Raw genomic sequence first — 19,620 nt, 5'->3', positions numbered from 1 at the left:
GACGGAACGCCCAGGACGGAACGCGCAGCACGGAGGGCCGTCACCCGCATCACCGGGTGACGGCCCTCCGTGCAACAGCAGCAGGCGGCTACGCGCCCAGCAGCCTCCGCACCCGGTCCGCCCCCACGGCGAGCAGCAGCGTGGGCAGCCGCGGTCCCGTGTCCCGGCTGACGAGCAGCCGGTAGAGCAGGGCGAAGAACGACCGCTGCGCGGTCTTCAACTCGGGCGTCGGCTTGGCGTCCGGCTCCAGCCCCGCCAGGACCTTCGGCACGCCGTAGACGAGCGTCGTCAGCCCGTCGAGCGACCAGTGCGAGTCCAGCCCTTCCAGGAGCAGCCGCAGCGACTGGCGCCCCTGGTCGTCCAGCGAACCGAGGAGCTCCTTGTCCGGCTCGTCGCGGACGACGGTGCGGGCTTCGGCCGGGACCTGGCTGGTGATCCAGTTCTCCGCGCGGTCGAGCCGCGGCCGTGCCTCGTCGAGCGAGGTCAGCGGGTTCTCCGGGTCCAGCTCGCTGAGGATCCGGAGCGTCTGCTCGTCGTGCCCGGCCGTGATGTCGACGACGGAGGCGAGTGTGCGGTACGGCAGCGGGCGCGGCGTGCTCGGCAGCTCACCGGCGGCCGTGCCGACGGCCCGTGCGTACGCGGCGGCGTCGGCGGGCAGCACCGAGCCGTCGGCGACCTTGCGGGCCAGCGAGTCCCACTCGTCGTACAGCCGCTGGATCTCCTGGTCGAAGGCGATCTTGAAGGACTGGTTGGGCCTGCGGCGCGCGTACAGCCAGCGCAGCAGCGGCGCCTCCATGATCTTCAGCGCGTCGGCCGGCGTCGGCACGCCGCCCTTGCTGGAGGACATCTTCGCCATGCCGGAGATGCCGACGAAGGCGTACATGGGGCCGATCGGCTGCACACCGTCGAAGACCTCGCGGACGATCTGGCCGCCGACGACGAACGACGAGCCGGGCGACGAGTGGTCGACACCGCTGGGCTCGAAGATCACGCCTTCGTACGCCCAGCGCATCGGCCAGTCGACCTTCCAGACCAGCTTGCCGCGGTTGAACTCGCTGAGCCGGACGGTCTCGGCGAAACCGCACGCGTTGCACGTGTAGTTCAGCTCGGTCGTCTCGTCGTCGTACGACGTGACGGTGGTGAGGTCCTTCTCGCAGTTGCCGCAGTAGGGCTTGTACGGGAAGTAGCCGGCGGAGCCGCCGCTGCCGTCGTCCTCGCTCGCCGCGCCGGAGCCCGCCTCGGCCTCCAGCTCGGCCTCGTCGACCTTCTTCTGCTGCTGCGGCTTCTTGCCCTTGCCCGCGGCCGCCGGGTCCTTCTTCGTCCGGTACCGGTCGAGGACGGCGTCGATGTCGGCGCGGTGCTTCATCGCGTGCAGGATCTGCGCGCGGTACGTCCCCGCCGTGTACTGCTCCGTCTGGCTGATGCCGTCGTACACGACACCCAGCTCGTCCAGCGCGGCCGTCATCGCGGCCTTGAAGTGCTCGGCCCAGTTCGGGTACGCGGACCCGGCCGGTGCGGGCACGGACGTCAGCGGCTTGCCGATGTGCTCGGCCCACGACTCGTCGATACCGGGGACGCCGGCCGGGACCTTCCGGTAGCGGTCGTAGTCGTCCCAGGAAATCAGGTGGCGGACCTCGTACCCCCGGCGGCGGATCTCGTCCGCGACCAGGTGCGGGGTCATGACCTCGCGGAGGTTGCCGAGGTGGATGGGGCCCGACGGCGAAAGACCGGACGCGACGACGACCGGTTTGCCAGGCGCACGACGCTCCGATTCGGCGATGACCTCGTCCGCGAAGCGGGAGACCCAGTCGGCCTCGGTGCTGCTCTGACTCTGAGCCACGGTCGGCACGTCCTTCTCTCTGGTAGGGCTCGTAGGGGCAGCACCCATTCTCCCAGGTCCACCCGACAGTGCGAAAACGGCTTTACAGTGCGTGGGATACTGGGCGTGATCCCTTGTACCCCTACGGAAACGGCAGCCGTCCCATGGCCTCGGTCAATTCCCTCGCTTCCACGCTCCAGCAGCAGCTGGCGGACGCCCTGACGGCAGCTCTGCCGGATGCCGGCACCGCGGACCCGCTGCTGCGCCGAAGCGACCGGGCCGACTTCCAGGCCAACGGGATCCTGGCGCTCGCCAAGAAGCTGAAGGGCAACCCGCGGGAGCTGGCGTCCCAGGTGACGGCCGCGATCCCGGCGGGCGACCTGATCCAGGAGATCGAGGTCTCGGGTCCCGGCTTCCTGAACATCACCCTCAGCGACAAGGCGATCCTCGAGACCCTGGCCGCGCGCGCCGCGGACGACGAGGGCCGGCTCGGTGTGCCCTACGCGCAGACCGCGGGCACGACGGTCGTCGACTACGCGCAGCCGAACGTGGCGAAGGAGATGCACGTCGGGCACCTCCGCTCCGCGGTGATCGGTGCCGCGATGGTGGAGGTCCTGGAGTTCACGGGCGAGAGCGTGGTCCGGCGCCACCACATCGGCGACTGGGGCACCCAGTTCGGCATGCTCATCCAGTACCTGATCGAGCACCCGCACGAGCTGGACCACAAGGACGCCGACGAGGCGGACGGCGAGGCCGCCATGTCCTCCCTCAACCGGCTCTACAAGGCGTCGAGGGCGCTGTTCGACTCCGACGAGGAGTTCAAGGCCCGCTCCCGGGACCGGGTGGTCGCGCTCCAGGCCGGTGACGAGGAGACGGTCGCGCTGTGGCAGCGGTTCGTCGACGAGTCGAAGATCTACTTCTACTCGGTCTTCAACAAGCTCGACATGGAGATCCGTGACCCCGACATCGTCGGCGAGTCCGGTTACAACGACATGCTCGAGGAGACCTGCCGGATCCTGGAGGAGACGGGCGTCGCCGTCCGCTCCGAGGGTGCGCTGTGCGTGTTCTTCGACGATGTGAAGGGCCCGGACGGCAACCCGACGCCGCTCATCGTCAAGAAGACGAACGGCGGCTACGGCTACGCGGCGACGGACCTCTCCGCGATCCGTGACCGGGTCCAGAACCTCAAGGCGAGCACCCTGCTGTACGTGGTGGACGCCCGGCAGTCGCTCCACTTCAAGATGGTCTTCGAGACGGCCCGGCGGGCCGGCTGGCTGAACGACGAGGTCAAGGCCGTCCAGCTGGCGTTCGGCACGGTCCTCGGCAAGGACGGCAAGCCGTTCAAGACCCGTGAGGGCGAGACGGTGCGGCTGGTCGACCTGCTGGACGAGGCGATCGACCGGGCGACGGCCGTCGTGCGCGAGAAGGCCGAGAAGGTCGGCCTGACCGAGCAGGAGATCGTCGAGAACGGCGAGTACGTCGGCATCGGCGCGGTGAAGTACGCCGACCTCTCCACGTCCGCGGTGCGGGACTACAAGTTCGACCTGGACCAGATGGTGTCGCTGAACGGCGACACGTCCGTGTACCTCCAGTACGCGTACGCCCGGATCAAGTCCATCCTGCGCAAGGCGGGCGAGATCCGGCCGGTCGCCCACCCGGAGCTGGCGCTGGCCCCGGCCGAGCGGGCACTGGGCCTGCACCTGGACCAGTTCGGCGAGAACCTCGCCGAGGTGGCGTCGACGTACGAGCCGCACAAGCTGGCCGCGTACCTCTACCAGCTGGCCTCGCACTACACGACGTTCTACGACCAGTGCCACGTGCTGAGCGACGACAACCCCACCGAGGTCGTGGAGAACCGGCTCTTCCTCTGCGACCTCACGGCCCGCACTCTGCACCGGGGCATGGCGCTGCTCGGCATCCGGACGCCCGAGCGCCTCTGACATCACCCCGCACACGGCGATGGGGCCCGGCACCGATCGGTGCCGGGCCAACTCGCAGACCGGGCAGGCCCGGTCACGCCGGGGGCCGGACCGTCGGTCGTCGGTGGCGACCTCTAAGGTCACCGGCATGGCGACACTCCCGAACCCCCTGCCGTCACTGGCCGCTTCCGGACTCCGGCTCCCGCCCGGCACCCTGGTCGACGCGACACACGACGGCCCGTGGCACGAACCGCTGCTCTGGTACGCGGACGGGCCCGCCGCCCCGGACACCTGGCCCCGGCTGCTCGCCGAGGGCAGGACGGTCGGGCTGCTCCCCGTCCTCCTGGACGGCGGAACACGCGGCGAGTGGCCCGAGAAGTGGGAGCTCAGCCCCTCCATGACGTCGTACCCGGGTGACCACCACGCGGAGGACGTGCTGGGCGAGTTCTGGGAGGAGTATGCGGAGGACGAGCTGGAAGAGACGGCGATCGAGCCGTTCGGCCCGGAGTGGCCGGGCCTCGCTCCCGCCCGGGCCGTGAGCGACCCCGTCGACGCGGAGGAGCGGGCCGCCGGGATCGCCGCCCGGCTCACCGACACGGACGGCCGGATGCCGGGAGCCCGGGCGGCGCTGGTCCCCGCGCGGCGCAGCGCGGACATACCCGCGGCGATCGGCTGGACGGGACCGCTGAACCACGAGAACGACGTGGCGCGGCTCTGCGCGGTGCTCCGCTCCTGGGAGGACCGGTTCGGCATACGGGTCGTGGCGCTCGGCTTCGACCATCTGACCGTCTCGGTGGCAGCCCCGCCCACCTCGTCCGAAGAGGCCGTGGCGCTGGCCGCCGAGCACTTCGCGTTCTGCCCGGACAACATCGCCCACAACACTCCGGACACCTTGCAGGCCTACGCCGACCAGCACCTGCTGGGCCAGGAGTCGTGGTCGTTCTGGTGGGACTGAGGACGCACCTCGCCCGGTCCCCGGCAAACTCCCGCCGGGGACCGGCCGCTTCCGCCGAGGAATACGACACCGCGCTCGGGGAAGCACACACATCATGGACCGGACAGACAGCCTCACAGACAGCCTCGTCGAACAGTTCCGTGCGCTGCCTGCCGAAAGCGACAAGAAACGTGAACTCGTCGCCGACATGGGCGACTTACTCTCGGACCGGCCCGACCATCCGGTGATCGTTCCGTTCCTCACCTCGCTGACCGCCGACACCGAGGAGTACGACGTCGCCAGGGTCGAGGCCACCAAGGCACTGCGCCTGCGGCCGCCGACCGAGGCCGAATCCCGGCTCCGCGCGGGCCGGGCGCTGCTGGCGGTGCTGCGCGGCCCCGACGAGAACCTGGTCCGCCAGTACGCGGCCATGGCGCTCGGGCCCTACGCCGACGATCCCGAGGTCCACGAGGTGCTGGCAGCCGCCATCATGGACGACTTCGACCGGCTCGTACGGGACAACGCCCTGGCCGCACTCGACGAGGCGGGCCCCAGCGACAAGCGGATCGAGGTGCTGCACCGGCTGTCCGAGGACGCCGCGCTGGGCCACGAGGCGGTCCGCATCCTCACGTCCTGGGGCCTGGAACCCGCGGCCTGATTCGGCGCGGGCTCCAGGTGTCCGCTGCTACGAACGGCGCAGCCGCTCGGCGACCTCCGTCGCCCAGTACGTCAGGATCATCTGCGCACCCGCGCGCCGGATCCCGGTCAGGCTCTCCATGATCGCCGCGTCCCGGTCGATCCAGCCCTTCTCGGCGGCGGCCTCGATCATCGCGTACTCGCCACTGATCTGGTACGCGGCGACCGGCACGTCCACCGCGTCGGCGACCTTCGCAAGAACGTCCAGGTACGGCCCGGCCGGCTTGACCATGACCATGTCGGCGCCCTCTTCGAGGTCGAGCGCCAGCTCGCGCAGGGACTCCCGGGTGTTCGCCGGGTCCTGCTGGTACGTCTTGCGGTCGCCCTTGAGCGAGGAGCCGACGGCCTCACGGAACGGTCCGTAGAACGCCGAGGAGTACTTCACCGTGTAGGCGAGGATCGACACGTCCTCGTGGCCCGTCTGGTCGAGCGCGTCGCGGATGACGCCGACCTGGCCGTCCATCATGCCGCTGGGACCGACCACATGGGCGCCCGCGTCGGCCTGGACCTGGGCCATTTCGGCGTACCGCTCGAGCGTGGCGTCGTTGTCGACGCGGCCGTCGGCGGTCAGGACACCGCAGTGACCGTGGTCCGTGTACTCGTCGAGGCACAGGTCCGACATGACGACGAGATCGTCACCGACCTCCTCGCGCACCGCGCGCAGACCGACCTGGAGGATGCCGTCCGGGTCGGTTCCCGCGGTCCCCCGGGCATCCTTCTTCTCGTCCGCCGGAACGCCGAAGAGCATGAGCCCGGAGACCCCGGCCGAGACCGCGTCTACGGCGGCCTTCCGGAGGGTGTCCAGGGTGTGCTGCTGGACACCGGGCATGGCCGAGATGGCGACGGGCGCGGTGATGCCCTCGCGTACGAACGCGGGCAGGATCAGGTTCGCCGGGTCGAGCCGTGTCTCGGCGACCATCCGCCGCATCGTCGGGGTCGTCCGCAGCCGCCGGGGGCGGGAGCCGGGGAAGTTTCCGTACACAGTCATCCTTCGACGATAGACCCGTACACATCACCGTCTTACCGACACCCGTGCCGGAAAAACGAACGGGAGAACGGGCCGGCGAACAGGCAGAGGCCCGGCTGCCGAAGCAACCGGGCCCCTGAACACTCCCGAACGGGCCGGTCAGGTCGTCGTGCGACGCCTGCGCGCCCCGGGACGCCGCTCGCTCGGCCGCGTCACCGGGTCACCGGCCTCCTTCGCCGCCTCCCGGCGCTGCGCGCCGAACTCGGCGAGCGCCTCGGCCAGCTTGTGCACCGACGGCTCCGGCGACAGGACGTCGACCCGCAGGCCGTGCTCCTCGGCGGTCTTCGCGGTGGCGGGGCCGATACACGCGATGACGGTCACGTTGTGCGGCTTGCCCGCGATGCCGACCAGGTTACGGACGGTCGACGACGAGGTGAAGAGCACCGCGTCGAAACCGCCGCCCTTGATGGCCTCACGGGTGTCGGACGGCGGCGGCGAGGCGCGGACCGTGCGGTACGCAGTGACGTCGTCGACCTCCCAGCCCAGCTCGATGAGCCCGGCGACCAGCGTCTCCGTGGCGATGTCGGCGCGCGGCAGGAAGACACGGTCGATCGGGTCGAAGACCGGGTCGTACGGCGGCCAGTCCTCCAGCAGACCGGCGGCGGACTGCTCACCCGACGGCACCAGGTCAGGCTTCACGCCGAAGTCGATCAGCGCGGCCGCGGTCTGCTCGCCGACCGCGGCGACCTTGATCCCGGCGAAGGCGCGGGCGTCGAGCCCGTACTCCTCGAATTTCTCCCGGACGGCCTTGACCGCGTTGACGCTGGTGAAGGCGATCCACTCGTAGCGGCCCGTGACGAGACCCTTGACCGCCCGCTCCATCTGCTGGGGCGTACGCGGCGGCTCGACGGCGATCGTCGGGACCTCGTGCGGCACGGCGCCGTACGAACGCAGCTGGTCGGAGAGCGACGCCGCCTGCTCCTTCGTGCGCGGCACGAGCACCTTCCAGCCGAACAGCGGCTTGGACTCGAACCACGCGAGCTGGTCGCGCTGGGCGGCGGAGCTGCGCTCCCCGACCACGGCTATGACCGGCTGGTGCCCGTCCGGCGACGGCAGCACCTTGGCCTGCTTCAGGACCTGGGCGATCGTCCCGAGGGTCGCCGTCCAGGTGCGCTGCCGGGTCGTCGTACCGGCGACCGTGACGGTCAGCGGGGTGTCGGGCTTGCGGCCGGCCGAGACCAGCTCGCCCGCGGCGGCCGCGACCGAGTCCAGCGTCGTCGAGACGACGGCCGTGGCGTCGCTCGCGCCGAGCTCGGTCCAGCAGCGGTCCGAGGCGGTACGGGCGTCGACGAACCGGACGTCGGCGCCCTGCGCGTCACGCAGCGGCACGCCGGCGTACGCGGGTACACCCACGCCGTTCGCCACACCCGGCACGACCTCGAAGGGGATGCCTGCGGCGGCGCAGGCGAGCATCTCGGTGCCCGCGTTCCCGTCGAGTCCCGGGTCCCCGGAGACGGCACGGACGACCCGCCTGCCGCCCTTCGCGGCCTCCATGACAAGATTGGCCGCGTCCCTGAGAACGGGAACGTCGGCGGCTGTTGACGAGACGTCAACAACCGTCAGCTCAGGCGTGCTTACGCCTGCCCGCGCGTGGCCGCGGACGACGCCGAGCACGTCCGGCTCGGCGACAAGAACGTCCGCGCTCGCGAGCGCCTCGACGGCGCGCAGAGTCAGCAGTCCCGGATCGCCGGGACCGGCGCCGAGGAAGGTGACGTGCCCTGCGGACAGGACCGGAAAGTCGGATGCGGCGGGGCCGGTGGGGCTCAAAGTGCTCGCTCCCCCATAAGACCGGCCGCACCCTTGGCAAGCATCTCGGCCGCGAGCTCGCGACCGAGGGCCGCCGCGTCGTCGTGCGACGTGGGGACGGGACCGGTGATGGACATCTGTACCAGCGAGGCGCCGTCGGTGGAACCGACGACACCGCGCAGGCGCAGTTCATTGACAGCCTGACCGTCGGCCAGGAGGTCGGCCAGCGCACCCACAGGTGCGGAGCAGCCGGCCTCCAGGGCGGCGAGCAGGGAACGCTCGGCGGTCACGGCGACCCGGGTGTACGGGTCGTCGAGCTCGGCGAGCGCGGCGGCGAGGTCCGCGCTGGTTGCAGCACATTCGATCGCCAGTGCTCCCTGGCCGGGAGCGGGCAGAACGGTGTCGACCGGCAGGAAGTCGGTCACCTCACCGGTCCGGCCGAGACGGCTGAGTCCGGCCGCGGCGAGAACCACCGCGTCCAGTTCGCCGCTTCGTACAAATCCGATCCGCGTATCGACGTTGCCCCGGATCGGTACGGTCTCGATGTCGAGGCCATGACTGCGGGCGTACGCGTTGAGCTGCGCCATGCGGCGCGGCGAGCCGGTGCCTATGCGGGCACCGGGCGGCAGCTGCTCGAAGGTCAGCCCGTCCCGCGCCACCAGCACGTCGCGCGGATCCTCGCGCACGGGCACGGCGGCCAGCACGAGGCCCTCGGGCTGGGCGGTCGGCAGGTCCTTGAGCGAGTGGACGGCGAAGTCCACCTCGCCGCGCAGCAGCGCCTCGCGCAGCGCGGCGACGAACACACCCGTGCCGCCGATCTGCGCGAGATGCTCCTTCGAGGTGTCTCCGTACGTGGTGACCTCGACGAGCTCGACGGCACGCCCGGTCACCTCGCTGACCGCGTCGGCGACGTGGCCGGACTGGGCCATGGCGAGCTTGCTGCGCCGGGTGCCCAGCCGGAGCGGCGCGCCGGCCTGCGCGCGCAGGGGTGAGTTGTCGGTCATGACCGCCCTCGATTCGGGTCGTTCAGGTCTGCCCGGGAGACGGCCGCGACCGTCTGCGGGTCGAGGTCGAAGAGTTCCCGCAGCGCGTCGGCGTACCCGGCGCCGCCGGGCTCGCTGGCGAGCTGCTTGACCCGCACGGTGGGCGCGTGCAGGAGCTTGTCGACGACGCGGCGCACGGTCTGGGTGATCTCGGCGCGCTGCTTCTCGTCCAGGTCGGGGAGGCGTCCGTCGAGCCGTGCGATCTCGCCGGCCACCACATCGGCGGCCATGGTGCGCAGGGCGACGACGGTCGGGGTGATGTGGGCGGCGCGCTGGGCGGCGCCGAACGCCGCGACCTCGTCGGCGACGATGGTGCGGACCAGGTCGACGTCGGCGGCCATCGGGGCGTCCGCGGACGCTTCCGCGAGCGACTCGATGTCGACGAGGCGCACACCGGCGAGCCGGGCGGCCGCTCCGTCGATGTCGCGCGGCATGGCGAGGTCGAGCAGGGCGAGCCGGACCGGCCCGGTGGACTGCGCGGGCACGGTGGCCCGGCGGACGGCCTGCGCCTGTGCGGTCGCGGGTCCGGAGCCGTTCTCCACCCATGCCGCGTGCTGGTCGAGATCGGCGGCGGGGGCGGCGGGCGCCTCGACGGTGCCGACGGCCGCGTCGAACGGCAGGCCGAGCGCATCGGCGACGGCCTCACCGGTCAGCACGAGACCCGTCGCGCCGGTGCAGGACACGACGACATCGGCACGTGTCAGTTCGTCGGAGACCGCGGCCATCTCCACGGCCCGGGCGACCACACCCGTACCGCAGGGCTGGTTGAGGATCTCGACGAGCCGGTCGGCGCGGGCCCGGGTCCGGTTGGCGACGACGATCTCGGCGACACCGGTACGGGCCAGCGTGGCGGCGGCCAGCGACGACATCGAGCCGGCGCCGATCACCAGGGCACGCTTGCCGCCGGCCCAGTCGGCGGTGTCCGCGCCGTCGGCGAGCTGCTGCAGACCGAAGGTGACGAGCGACTGCCCGGCCCGGTCGATCCCGGTCTCGCTGTGGGCGCGCTTGCCGACCCGCAGGGCCTGCTGGAAGAGGTCGTTCAACAGCCGGCCGGCCGTGTGGATCTCCTGCCCCAGCGCCAGCGCGTCCTTGATCTGGCCGAGGATCTGGCCCTCGCCGACGACCATCGAGTCCAGCCCGCACGCCACCGAGAAGAGGTGGTGGACGGCCCGGTCCTCGTAGTGCACATAGAGATACGGAGTGAGCTCGTCCAGTCCGACCCCGCTGTGCTGGGCGAGGAGCGTGGACAGCTCGGCGACGCCCGCGTGGAACTTGTCCACGTCGGCGTACAGCTCGATGCGGTTGCAGGTGGCGAGGACGGCGGCCTCGGCCGCGGGCTCCGCGGCGAGGGTGTCCTGCAGCAGCTTGGCCTGCGTCTCGGCAGCCAGCGACGCCCGCTCCAGTACGGAGACCGGGGCGCTGCGGTGGCTCAGCCCTACGACAAGGAGACTCATGCCGGCATCACGGCGGGCATGTCCCCGTCGGGTCCCTTCCGGTTGCTGCTCGCGGCGGCTCGCACGGGCGGCGCGGCCTGGTCGATGCCGCCCGCGGCGCCTTCCTCACCGGCCTTGCGCTGCTCGTGGAAGGCGAGGATCTGGAGTTCGATCGAGAGGTCGACCTTGCGGACGTCGACGCCGTCGGGCACGGAGAGCACCGTCGGCGCGAAGTTCAGGATGGAGGTGACGCCGGCGGCGACGAGCCGGTCGCAGACCTGCTGCGCGGCACCGGCCGGGGTCGAGATGACACCGATCGACACGCCGTTGTCGCCGACGATCTTCTCCAGTTCGTCGGCGTGCTGGACGGGGATCCCGGCGACGGGCGTACCGGCCATCGCCGGGTCGGCGTCGATCAGCGCGGCGACGCGGAAACCGCGGGAGGCGAAGCCGCCGTAGTTGGCGAGCGCGGCGCCGAGGTTACCGATGCCGACGATGACGACCGGCCAGTCCTGGGTGAGCCCGAGCTCGCGGGAGATCTGGTAGACGAGGTACTCGACGTCGTACCCGACACCGCGCGTTCCGTAGGACCCCAGGTAGCTGAAGTCCTTGCGCAGCTTGGCGGAGTTGACCCCTGCCGCGGCGGCGAGTTCCTCGGACGAGACCGTGGGGACCGAGCGCTCGGAGAGCGCGGTCAGTGCGCGCAGATACAGCGGAAGCCGGGCGACGGTGGCCTCGGGAATTCCTCGGCTACGGGTCGCCGGTCGGTGAGTTCGGCCAGTTGCCACGGTGCTCCTGCGGGATGAGCGGGGCTGCAGGCGGCCATATGTTCCAAGACCGCCCCGTCGAATGCAGGCTATGTCTTTGTGAACGCGTGCACAAAGATGGTGTCCGTTTTGTCCGGTCAAAGTGACCGGGGTCACGCGCATTCGTTGCGCGATCCCGGAACCTTGGATCGCATCAGCCCGTTGCAGGCCCGAAGGGGGCAAAGCAGCACACACTCCTCACGACTACGCCCCCGAGACCACTCAAAACGCCCATGATGGTAACCGGGTTTCGCTCACGAAAGCAGTGCGCTGCGCAGCCGCACCGGGTCCACCCGCCAGAACGTGTGCTGTTCGTTATCAATGAGAACCACCGGAATCTGCTCCCAGTACTCCCGGTGCAGCTCCTCGTCCTGGGTGATGTCCTTCTCCTCCCAGGACGCACCGGTCTCCTCGCACACCTCCCGCACCACCAGCCGCGCGTCGTCACAGAGGTGACATCCCGGCTTCCCGACCAGGGTCACCAACCGGTCCGCGGGCTTCTTCTTCGTACGACGCAGCAAAGCACTCATGCCTTCATTCTGCGCCGCCCGCCCGCTCCTTCCGGAAACGCGCCCGGCACACATCCGGTACGGACACGGCATGGAACCGGTACGCCCGGAATCGCCCGTTTAACAATTCGGCCCCCGAGAGTTCACGCCACCGCATCCCGGCAGGCCGGGAAGGGCCGAACGGACTGGCTATGCTCACGACATGGCCGCTCTTGGATGGCTCACACCCCGTAGACGTTCCGCGACAGCACGGAGCGTGCTGGCAGGCGAGGCAGCAGCCGAAGCAGCGCGGAAGTCGTCGCTCCACGCCGAACAGTCCCCCGAACGATCCACCGACACGACCCCCTCCACGACCGCGGAGCCGGAACCGGCCTTCCCTGTCGTCGGCGACGAACGGGCCGCCGCCTTCTTCGACCTGGACAACACCGTCATGCAGGGCGCGGCGATCTTCCACTTCGGCCGCGGCCTGTACAAGCGGAAGTTCTTCCAGCGCCGCGAACTGACCCGGTTCGCCTGGCAGCAGGCCTGGTTCAGGCTGGCCGGCGTCGAGGACCCCGAACACATGCAGGACGCCCGCGACAGCGCCCTGTCCATCGTCAAGGGTCACCGCGTCTCCGAGCTGATGTCCATCGGCGAGGAGATCTACGACGAGTACATGGCCGACCGCATCTGGCCCGGCACCCGCGCCCTCGCCCAGGCCCACCTCGACGCCGGGCAGAAGGTCTGGCTGGTCACCGCCGCCCCGGTGGAGACCGCCACGATCATCGCCCGGCGCCTCGGTCTGACCGGCGCGCTCGGCACCGTCGCCGAGTCCGTCGACGGCGTCTACACCGGGCGCCTGGTCGGCGAGCCGCTGCACGGACCCGCGAAGGCCGAGGCGGTACGCGCCCTGGCCGCCGCCGAGGACCTCGACCTGGCGCGCTGCGCGGCGTACAGCGACTCGCACAACGACATCCCGATGCTGTCGCTGGTCGGTCACCCCTACGCGATCAACCCGGACACCAAGCTCCGCAAGCACGCCCGGGCCCTCGACTGGCGGCTGCGCGACTACCGCACGGGCCGCAAGGCGGCCAAGGTCGGCATCCCGGCGGCCGGCGTCGGCGCCCTCGCGGGCGGCACCGCGGCCGCGGTCGCCCTGCACCGCCGCCGCCGCTGACCGCACATACACGGCCGGCCGTCTGCCGCACGCGTGCTCGGCCCCCGTCCAGGGGGCCGAGCCACGCCCGGCCCCCCGCCACCAATCGGGGCCCCATACCCACGAACCGCTCCCGCCAGTCGGATTGCGCGCACCCGACCACAACCCGTTGCGGCCGCAGGCAGATCACGAAGTAATCCGATCAATAACCGGTCACGATGTGCTACTTGATGCGCCTCATAGTCGCTACAGAAGCGACGGAACCGATGATTTGAGCAACTGGGTGTAGCACTGCCTGTACGAAGCGTTATTCTCCTCAGACGCATTCCGGAACCCACCACTCACTACGACGAGTGACGGTTTCGCACTGCACGTGATGGAAGCTCTGCCTCTGGGAGTCCCGTGTACCCACACGTCGGGGTTGACACCTCGGGCCTGGCTACGCTGCGCGCAACGGTCGCCGACCGCTTGCGCGGCTTCGTCCCCACCGCGTACGCCGTACCCGCCTTTGCCACCCCTGCACCTGTCGGCCCTTGCTATGCCCTGGCCGAGCGCGGTGCGGCGGTCGGAAGACGCAGCAACCGCGGCGCAACGACCACGTCCACCGTTCGTCGGCCGACCGCCGACAGCGACAGCGCGCGCATGATGGATCTCGTCGAGCGCGCACAGGCCGGTGAGGCCGACGCCTTCGGCCGCCTCTACGACCAGTACAGCGACACGGTGTACCGGTACATCTACTACCGCGTCGGCGGCAAGGCGACGGCGGAGGACCTCACCAGCGAGACCTTCCTGCGCGCCCTGCGCCGCATCTCCACCTTCACCTGGCAGGGCCGCGACTTCGGCGCCTGGCTGGTCACGATCGCCCGCAACCTGGTGGCCGACCACTTCAAGTCCAGCCGCTTCCGGCTGGAAGTGACCACCGGCGAGATGCTCGACGCCAACGAGGTCGAGCGCAGCCCCGAGGACTCCGTGCTGGAGTCCCTCTCCAACGCCGCACTGCTGCAGGCCGTGCGGCGGCTCAACCCCCAGCAGCAGGAGTGCGTGACCCTGCGCTTCCTGCAGGGCCTCTCGGTCGCCGAGACGGCCCGCGTGATGGGCAAGAACGAAGGCGCGATCAAAACTTTGCAGTACCGCGCCGTCCGCACCCTCGCCCGGCTGCTGCCGGACGATGCCCGCTGAGAACACGCTCGGCGACATGCGCGTCACGCACTGTTCCGATCATCTTTTGCGCGTAACCCGAGTGCCGAGCCGCTCGTTGTGCCGGTTGCAGGCCCCCTGTCGTCACTCCTTGCCCGCCGACACTCACTCTTTCGTGTGGAAACGCTCAAGGTGTGCAACCTTCCGGACCCCCAGGGGAGTCGACCGTCATGACGAGAGGAGGTGCCGCCAGTGATCGCAAACGTTTCGGCACACCGGCGGGCGAACGCCTTCGCCCAGGCCCTGGAGGAGCAGGAGCTCCCGGGTGCGGCGGCCGTACAGCCCGAGGACCCGGCCGAACAGGCCGACCACGGACCGCTGTTGGCCCTGGCGAACGGCCTCGGTGAGCTGCCGAGGCCCGAGTTGGATCCCCAGGTCAAAATGGTGCAGCGAGCCCAGCTCGTCGCCGCCATGGAAGCCATGTTTGCCGAGGGCGGCGCGTCCACGGGCCCTACCGTGCCCGAACAACGGGGCAGGGGGGCCCACCGGGCCTCCCCGCTCCGGAAACTGCGCCCCCGCTCCCGCTGGACGAAGGGCCTCGCCGCCGGCGGACTCACCGTCGGTGTGGCCGCGGGAGCCTTCGGCGGAGTGGCCGCTGCCAGTTCCGACGCCCTGCCGGGTGATTCGCTCTACGGGCTGAAGCGCGGCATGGAGGACATCCACCTCGGCATGGCCGACGGCGACGCCGACCGCGGCGAGGTCTACCTCGACCAGGCGTCGACCCGGCTGAGCGAGGCCCGCCGGCTGATGGAGCGCGGCCGAACGGGCGATCTGGACCACGAATCACTCGGCGAGATCAGGCGCACGCTCAACGGCATGACGCACGACGCCAGCGAGGGCCACCGCCTGCTCCACGCCGTGTACCAGCGCGACGGGGCGCTCGCCCCGATCCAGACCCTGGACTCCTTCTCCCGCTCCCACCGCGAGACGTGGAGCAGCCTGCGCGACCGGCTGCCGGTCCAGCTGACGGACGTCGGGGACGAGGTCAGCTCGGTATTCGAGGCCATAGACGAAGAGGTCGCCCCGCTGCAGTCCCTGCTCCCCCGCACCCCGGACCGGAGCACCGACATCCAGGAGCCCGGCTCCTCGCAGCCGACCGGAGACTCGCCGGGCACGGACGACCCTGCCCCCGCCTTCCCCGAAGCCTCAGAGGGCCAGACGGGCAGCAGAGGCACCCCGGACCCGTCCGACTCCGCGTCCACCTCGGAGGACGACCTGGTCGCAGGCGGCACGGACGGCCTCCTGGACCCACCGTCCCCGGGCGCCAGCCCGTCCACCACGGGCAGGGACAGCGCCCCGCCCACACCGGACGTCACGCTGCCGCCGCTGCTCCCCGGTCTGCTCCCGGGCCTGGGCATCCACAGCGACGACGACACGGACGACTACTGACACCCACGGACCCCGATCGCCGGCCACAGCGCGACCAGCTCCACGCGCTTGTCCGGCGATCGGGGTCCGTTCGGCGATGGAGGACGGAGCGCCCACCGGACGCGCCCGCCCACCGACACGCGCCGTCAGAAGAACACCGACCTCCGCTGCACCAACAGCTTGTACAGCGTGTGCTGAATCTGCTCCCGCACCTGATCCGTCAGGTTGAACATCAGCATCGGATCCTCCGCCGCCTCCACCGGATATCCCTCCGTGGGAATCGGCTCACCGAACTGAATCGTCCACTTCGTCGGCAACGGCAGCGCCCCCAACGGCCCCAGCCAGGGAAACGTCGGCGTGATCGGGAAGTACGGAACCCCCAGCACCCGCGCCAGCGTCTTCGCGTTGCCGATCATCGGGTAGATCTCCTCCGCCCCCACGATCGAGCACGGCACAATCGGCACCCCGGCCCGCAGCGCCGTCGACACGAAACCGCCGCGCCCGAACCGCTGCAGCTTGTACCGCTCACCGAACGGCTTCCCGATGCCCTTGAAGCCCTCCGGCATCACACCGACGACCTGCCCCTGCCTGAGCAGCCGCTCCGCGTCCTCCGCGCAGGCCAGCGTGTGCCCCGCCTTCCTGGCCAGTTCATTCACCACCGGCAGCATGAAGACCAGATCCGCGGCGAGCAGCCGCAGATGACGGCCCGCCGGATGGTTGTCGTGCACGGCGACCTGGAGCATCAGCCCGTCCAGCGGCAACGTCCCCGAGTGGTTGGCCACGACGAGCGCCCCGCCGTCCGACGGGATGTTCTCGATGCCCTTCACCTCGACCCGGAAGTACTTCTCGTACAACGGCCGCAGCATCGACATCAGGACCTGGTCGGTGAGTTCCTTGTCGTACCCGAACTCGTCGACCTCGTAGTCACCGGTGACCCGCCGCCGGAGGAACGCGAGCCCGCCCGCGATCCGCCGGTCCCAGCCGCCTCGCCGGACCTCGTCCTGCGTACCCTCCACGGGCTCCCCGTCCCCCTGCACCGCCTCCTGGACCGGCGCGGTGTCCAGCTGCCCGGGCAGGGCGCTCAGGGCCGCAGTGCCCACCGCAGGGCCCGCTCCGGACCGCCGCCGCGCCGACCGCGGCGCGCCGCCCGACCGTGAACGGTCGTCGTCGAACGGAATGACCTTGGCATCCGCCATCGTCGGTGCGCTCCTCTATCTCGCGCTGTGGGTCGGTTGTGTGGCGTCGGCCCCGGTGACGCCGGTCCCGCCGGCGAACGGCATCGCCGCCAGCCGGTCGACGGCCCTGCCGATCACCTCGGGCGGCAGCAGTCCGGGTGCCTGACTCCGTGCGAACTCCGCGAACGTCCCCGCGGTGGTGAATACCGGGTGGAACCCCAGCGTCTCGCGCATCTGCACGGTGGAGACCACCCTGCCGTGCGTGAGCAGCCGGATCTGCTCCGGTGAGAAGTCCGTCATGCCGACGGTACGGAGCGCCTGGCCCACCCAGGTGACGGCCGGCAGCAGCACCGGCACCGTCGGCCGCCCGAGCCGACGCGAGCACTGCGACAGCAGCAACACCCCGTCGCCCGCGATATTGAACGTGCCGCTGTTCAGCGTCCCGCGCCGCGGTTCGTGCGAGGCGATCCTCAGTACGTCGATGACGTCGTCCTCGTGGACGAACTGGAGCCGCGGGTCGTAACCGAACACCGTCGGCAGGACGGGCAGCGACAGATAGTCGGCGAGCGGCGAGTCCGCGTCGGGCCCCAGGATGTTCGCGAACCGCAGCACGCACACGGCCACGTCCGGCCGGCGGCGCGCAAAGCCCCGTACGTACCCCTCGACCTCCACGGCGTCCTTCGCGAAACCCCCGCTCGGCAGGGACTTGGGCGGGGTGGTCTCGGTGAAGACCGCCGGATCGCGCGGCGCGGAGCCGTACACACTCGTACTCGACTTGATCACCAGCCGCCGGACCGTCGGCGACTTCTGGCAGGCACCGAGCAGCTGCATGGTGCCGATGACATTGGTCTCCTTGACCGTGGTGCGGCCACCGGCCCCGAGCGCCTTGCCGCTGACGTCCAGATGCACGACCGTGTCGACGGCGCGCTCGGCCAGGACTCTGGCGATTGCGGGCTGCCGGATGTCCGCGCGGACGAAGTCGGCGTCACCCAGTTGGTGCCGCGGCGAGATCGCGTCGACGGCGATCACCCGGTCCACGTCGGGATCACGCTGGATACGCCGCACGAACCGGCCACCCAGCTGCCGGGCCGCTCCCGTGACGAGCACGACCTTCCCCAAGATCAGCGCCTTCCGTCGAAGAGGTTTCCCCTGGCCGTCACCGTAGCGGGTGGATGTTGCCCTGTGATGACTGCACGACGGCGTTCTGCCGAGTCTTTGGCCCAAATATGTGTATGGCCGCCCGCACCCGCTCACGTCGCCCGCACAAAGCACCGCAGCCCTCCCGCCGAGTCGGCGGGAGGGCTGCGGATTCACGAACTGCGTTCGCCTACTTCTTGTTGCGACGCTGAACGCGCGTGCGCTTGAGCAGCTTGCGGTGCTTCTTCTTGGCCATCCGCTTGCGCCGCTTCTTGATAACAGAGCCCACGACTACCCTCGCTCACTTCTCTTCACTGGTGCGGGGCGTCTGGGCCCACACGACCTACGTCGGCCTAGCCTACCCGCCACCGCGTGAGGGGCGTAATCCGAGGCGAACCTCAGGCGGACTCCACCCCCACCAGGGACTCGCGGAGATACTCGTGAACCGCTTGCTCCGGCACCCGGAAGGACCTGCCCACCCGGATCGCCGGCAGATGACCGCTGTGCACCAAGCGGTACACGGTCATCTTCGACACTCGCATGACCGAGGCGACTTCCGCCACGGTCAGAAACTTGACCTCGTTGAGAGGCCTCTCGCTGCCAGCAGCCATGACCCACCTGTACCTTCCGCACGAGACGCGCACCGGCTTCCCCTCCGGTGACTCTTCGTCGTTGTGCGCTCACTCCCCAGATTAGGGGCGGGTGATGCGAGTGGGGAAGAGGAGGGACCATCGGCCGCCTACTGTGACAGACACGCCCGATTGAGTACATAGCGAGTAAGCGGCCGGTAGTAAGCGGACCGCACGGCGTCGTCGAGCGGAACGGCGACCGCAACCTGACCCTCGGCCTCCCCCACGAACAGCGCCGGGTCGTCCGTGTCCGCGAGACCGATCGCCTCGATGCCCAGCTGACCTGCCCCGCAGACCCATCCGTGGTCCCCGACGACCAGCTCGGGCAGCCATCCGTGGGCAGCCACGGCGGCCTCCAGCGCCACCCGAACCGGCAGCGGGGAGTGGGTATGTGCGCCCGGCTCACCGCCCGGGGCCCGCACGCCGGTTTCGCGCACCAGCGCGACACCCCGTACGTAATCAAGGTGGTACGTGCGTACGCCGAACCGGGTCGTTATGTCGATACATCGCCCCTGCGCGGGGGTGAGTACGGGGCACCCGGCCGCCGACAAAGCGTCTGCCAGCGCGGCGTAGAACCCGAGCAGCCGGTGGGGATGCCCCGTCCCGAGCAGCACGGGCGCCCGCCGGACCGCGACACTGGACAACCGCTCGGCAAACGCATCCAGACCGGCCAGAGTCCGCTCCGGATCGATCACATCAGGGCCCGAAACATGACCAGGATCGGCCGAGACCCCGCACTTGTCTGCCATCAGCCGAAGCAGATCGGACTCCTCCCACCCCCATGCCGGATCGAGCCCGAGCAGCACCCGCGGATCCCTCGCCGCGAACAGCCGATAGCTCCGCAGGCTCACGTCCCGCGAGGTGGCCACGGACCCGGCCAGCCGGGACGCCAGCAGATGCGCACGCAGCGCTCCGGTGCTCAACACCCTGCCGATGCTCCCCCAACCACCCGGACGGAGGGCCAGAAGCCCGGTTACGCCCCACAGTTGGCGTAACCATTCCGCACCGCTGCGCGGAAACGGCCGCACCGGACCGTCTACGCCCGAC

18 protein-coding genes are annotated in these 19,620 nt (G+C 70.3%); 6 read left to right on the top strand and 12 right to left on the bottom strand.

The window, feature by feature from the left end; translation table 11 throughout:
- Positions 1–88 precede the first annotated feature (88 nt).
- Positions 89–1,849 (bottom strand): lysine--tRNA ligase, encoded by a 1,761-nt coding sequence (gene lysS, locus OG878_RS22705; RefSeq protein WP_328888478.1) that lies wholly within the window; start codon positions 1,847–1,849, stop codon positions 89–91.
- A gap of 134 nt (positions 1,850–1,983) precedes the next feature.
- Here lysS and argS point away from each other — a divergent pair, with 134 nt between their 5' ends.
- From argS to OG878_RS22690, 3 genes are all read left to right on the top strand, one after another.
- On the top strand, positions 1,984–3,759 hold the full coding sequence (gene argS / locus OG878_RS22700) for an arginine--tRNA ligase (protein ID WP_328888477.1): 1,776 nt from the start codon (positions 1,984–1,986) through the stop codon (positions 3,757–3,759).
- A 127-nt stretch (positions 3,760–3,886) separates the two neighbouring features.
- Positions 3,887–4,693, top strand: coding sequence for a DUF4253 domain-containing protein (locus tag OG878_RS22695; protein WP_328888476.1), 807 nt, complete (start codon positions 3,887–3,889; stop codon positions 4,691–4,693).
- A gap of 94 nt (positions 4,694–4,787) precedes the next feature.
- Entirely contained in the window at positions 4,788–5,330 is a 543-nt protein-coding gene (locus OG878_RS22690; RefSeq protein ID WP_328888475.1) for a HEAT repeat domain-containing protein, read from the top strand.
- A 27-nt stretch (positions 5,331–5,357) separates the two neighbouring features.
- Here the strand turns inward: OG878_RS22690 and hemB are convergent, their stop codons facing one another.
- The 6 genes from hemB to OG878_RS22660 all read right to left on the bottom strand — a co-directional run bounded on the left by hemB (position 5,358) and on the right by OG878_RS22660 (position 11,953).
- Positions 5,358–6,356 (bottom strand): porphobilinogen synthase, encoded by a 999-nt coding sequence (gene hemB, locus OG878_RS22685; protein ID WP_328888474.1) that lies wholly within the window; start codon positions 6,354–6,356, stop codon positions 5,358–5,360.
- A gap of 138 nt (positions 6,357–6,494) precedes the next feature.
- Positions 6,495–8,162 (bottom strand): bifunctional uroporphyrinogen-III C-methyltransferase/uroporphyrinogen-III synthase, encoded by a 1,668-nt coding sequence (locus tag OG878_RS22680; RefSeq protein WP_328888473.1) that lies wholly within the window; start codon positions 8,160–8,162, stop codon positions 6,495–6,497.
- Positions 8,159–9,145, bottom strand: coding sequence for a hydroxymethylbilane synthase (gene hemC / locus OG878_RS22675; protein ID WP_328888472.1), 987 nt, complete (start codon positions 9,143–9,145; stop codon positions 8,159–8,161). Before hemC ends, OG878_RS22680 begins: the two co-directional genes overlap by 4 nt.
- Positions 9,142–10,638, bottom strand: coding sequence for a glutamyl-tRNA reductase (locus OG878_RS22670; protein ID WP_328888471.1), 1,497 nt, complete (start codon positions 10,636–10,638; stop codon positions 9,142–9,144). Before OG878_RS22670 ends, hemC begins: the two co-directional genes overlap by 4 nt.
- Positions 10,635–11,405 carry a redox-sensing transcriptional repressor Rex gene (locus tag OG878_RS22665; protein ID WP_328888470.1) on the bottom strand — a complete coding sequence of 257 codons (771 nt, stop codon included), beginning with the start codon at positions 11,403–11,405 and terminating at the stop codon, positions 10,635–10,637. The genes OG878_RS22670 and OG878_RS22665 overlap by 4 nt, the downstream gene beginning before the upstream one ends.
- Before the next feature lie 272 nt (positions 11,406–11,677).
- Positions 11,678–11,953, bottom strand: a complete 276-nt coding sequence (locus tag OG878_RS22660) for a glutaredoxin family protein (protein ID WP_328888469.1) — start codon at positions 11,951–11,953, stop codon at positions 11,678–11,680.
- A 181-nt stretch (positions 11,954–12,134) separates the two neighbouring features.
- Between OG878_RS22660 and OG878_RS22655 the strand changes: the two genes are divergently transcribed.
- From OG878_RS22655 to OG878_RS22645, 3 genes are all read left to right on the top strand, one after another.
- Positions 12,135–13,088, top strand: coding sequence for an HAD family hydrolase (locus OG878_RS22655; protein WP_328888468.1), 954 nt, complete (start codon positions 12,135–12,137; stop codon positions 13,086–13,088).
- A gap of 381 nt (positions 13,089–13,469) precedes the next feature.
- Entirely contained in the window at positions 13,470–14,246 is a 777-nt protein-coding gene (locus OG878_RS22650) for an ECF subfamily RNA polymerase sigma factor, BldN family (protein WP_266417839.1), read from the top strand.
- Positions 14,247–14,456: 210 nt separating this feature from the next.
- Positions 14,457–15,653 carry a DUF5667 domain-containing protein gene (locus OG878_RS22645; protein ID WP_328888467.1) on the top strand — a complete coding sequence of 399 codons (1,197 nt, stop codon included), beginning with the start codon at positions 14,457–14,459 and terminating at the stop codon, positions 15,651–15,653.
- A 125-nt stretch (positions 15,654–15,778) separates the two neighbouring features.
- On the opposite strand, the gene OG878_RS22640 is transcribed toward OG878_RS22645, so the two are convergent.
- From OG878_RS22640 to OG878_RS22620, 5 genes are all read right to left on the bottom strand, one after another.
- Positions 15,779–16,828 (bottom strand): lysophospholipid acyltransferase family protein, encoded by a 1,050-nt coding sequence (locus OG878_RS22640; RefSeq protein WP_277326789.1) that lies wholly within the window; start codon positions 16,826–16,828, stop codon positions 15,779–15,781.
- A gap of 15 nt (positions 16,829–16,843) precedes the next feature.
- On the bottom strand, positions 16,844–17,926 hold the full coding sequence (locus OG878_RS22635; RefSeq protein ID WP_328888466.1) for an NAD-dependent epimerase/dehydratase family protein: 1,083 nt from the start codon (positions 17,924–17,926) through the stop codon (positions 16,844–16,846).
- A 208-nt stretch (positions 17,927–18,134) separates the two neighbouring features.
- Positions 18,135–18,233 (bottom strand): 30S ribosomal protein bS22, encoded by a 99-nt coding sequence (locus OG878_RS22630; protein ID WP_003948845.1) that lies wholly within the window; start codon positions 18,231–18,233, stop codon positions 18,135–18,137.
- A 109-nt stretch (positions 18,234–18,342) separates the two neighbouring features.
- On the bottom strand, positions 18,343–18,555 hold the full coding sequence (locus OG878_RS22625) for a helix-turn-helix domain-containing protein (RefSeq protein WP_277326791.1): 213 nt from the start codon (positions 18,553–18,555) through the stop codon (positions 18,343–18,345).
- 128 nt (positions 18,556–18,683) lie between these two features.
- Complete coding sequence (locus OG878_RS22620; protein ID WP_328888465.1) at positions 18,684–19,499, bottom strand: phosphatase; 816 nt, start codon at positions 19,497–19,499, stop codon at positions 18,684–18,686.
- Between the last annotated feature and the right edge of the window lie 121 nt (positions 19,500–19,620).

It is taken from the genome of Streptomyces sp. NBC_00316, assembly GCF_036158715.1.
Classification (GTDB): domain Bacteria; phylum Actinomycetota; class Actinomycetes; order Streptomycetales; family Streptomycetaceae; genus Streptomyces.
Note: the sequence above shows the minus strand (reverse complement) of the source record. Positions and strands in the feature narration are given on the sequence as shown.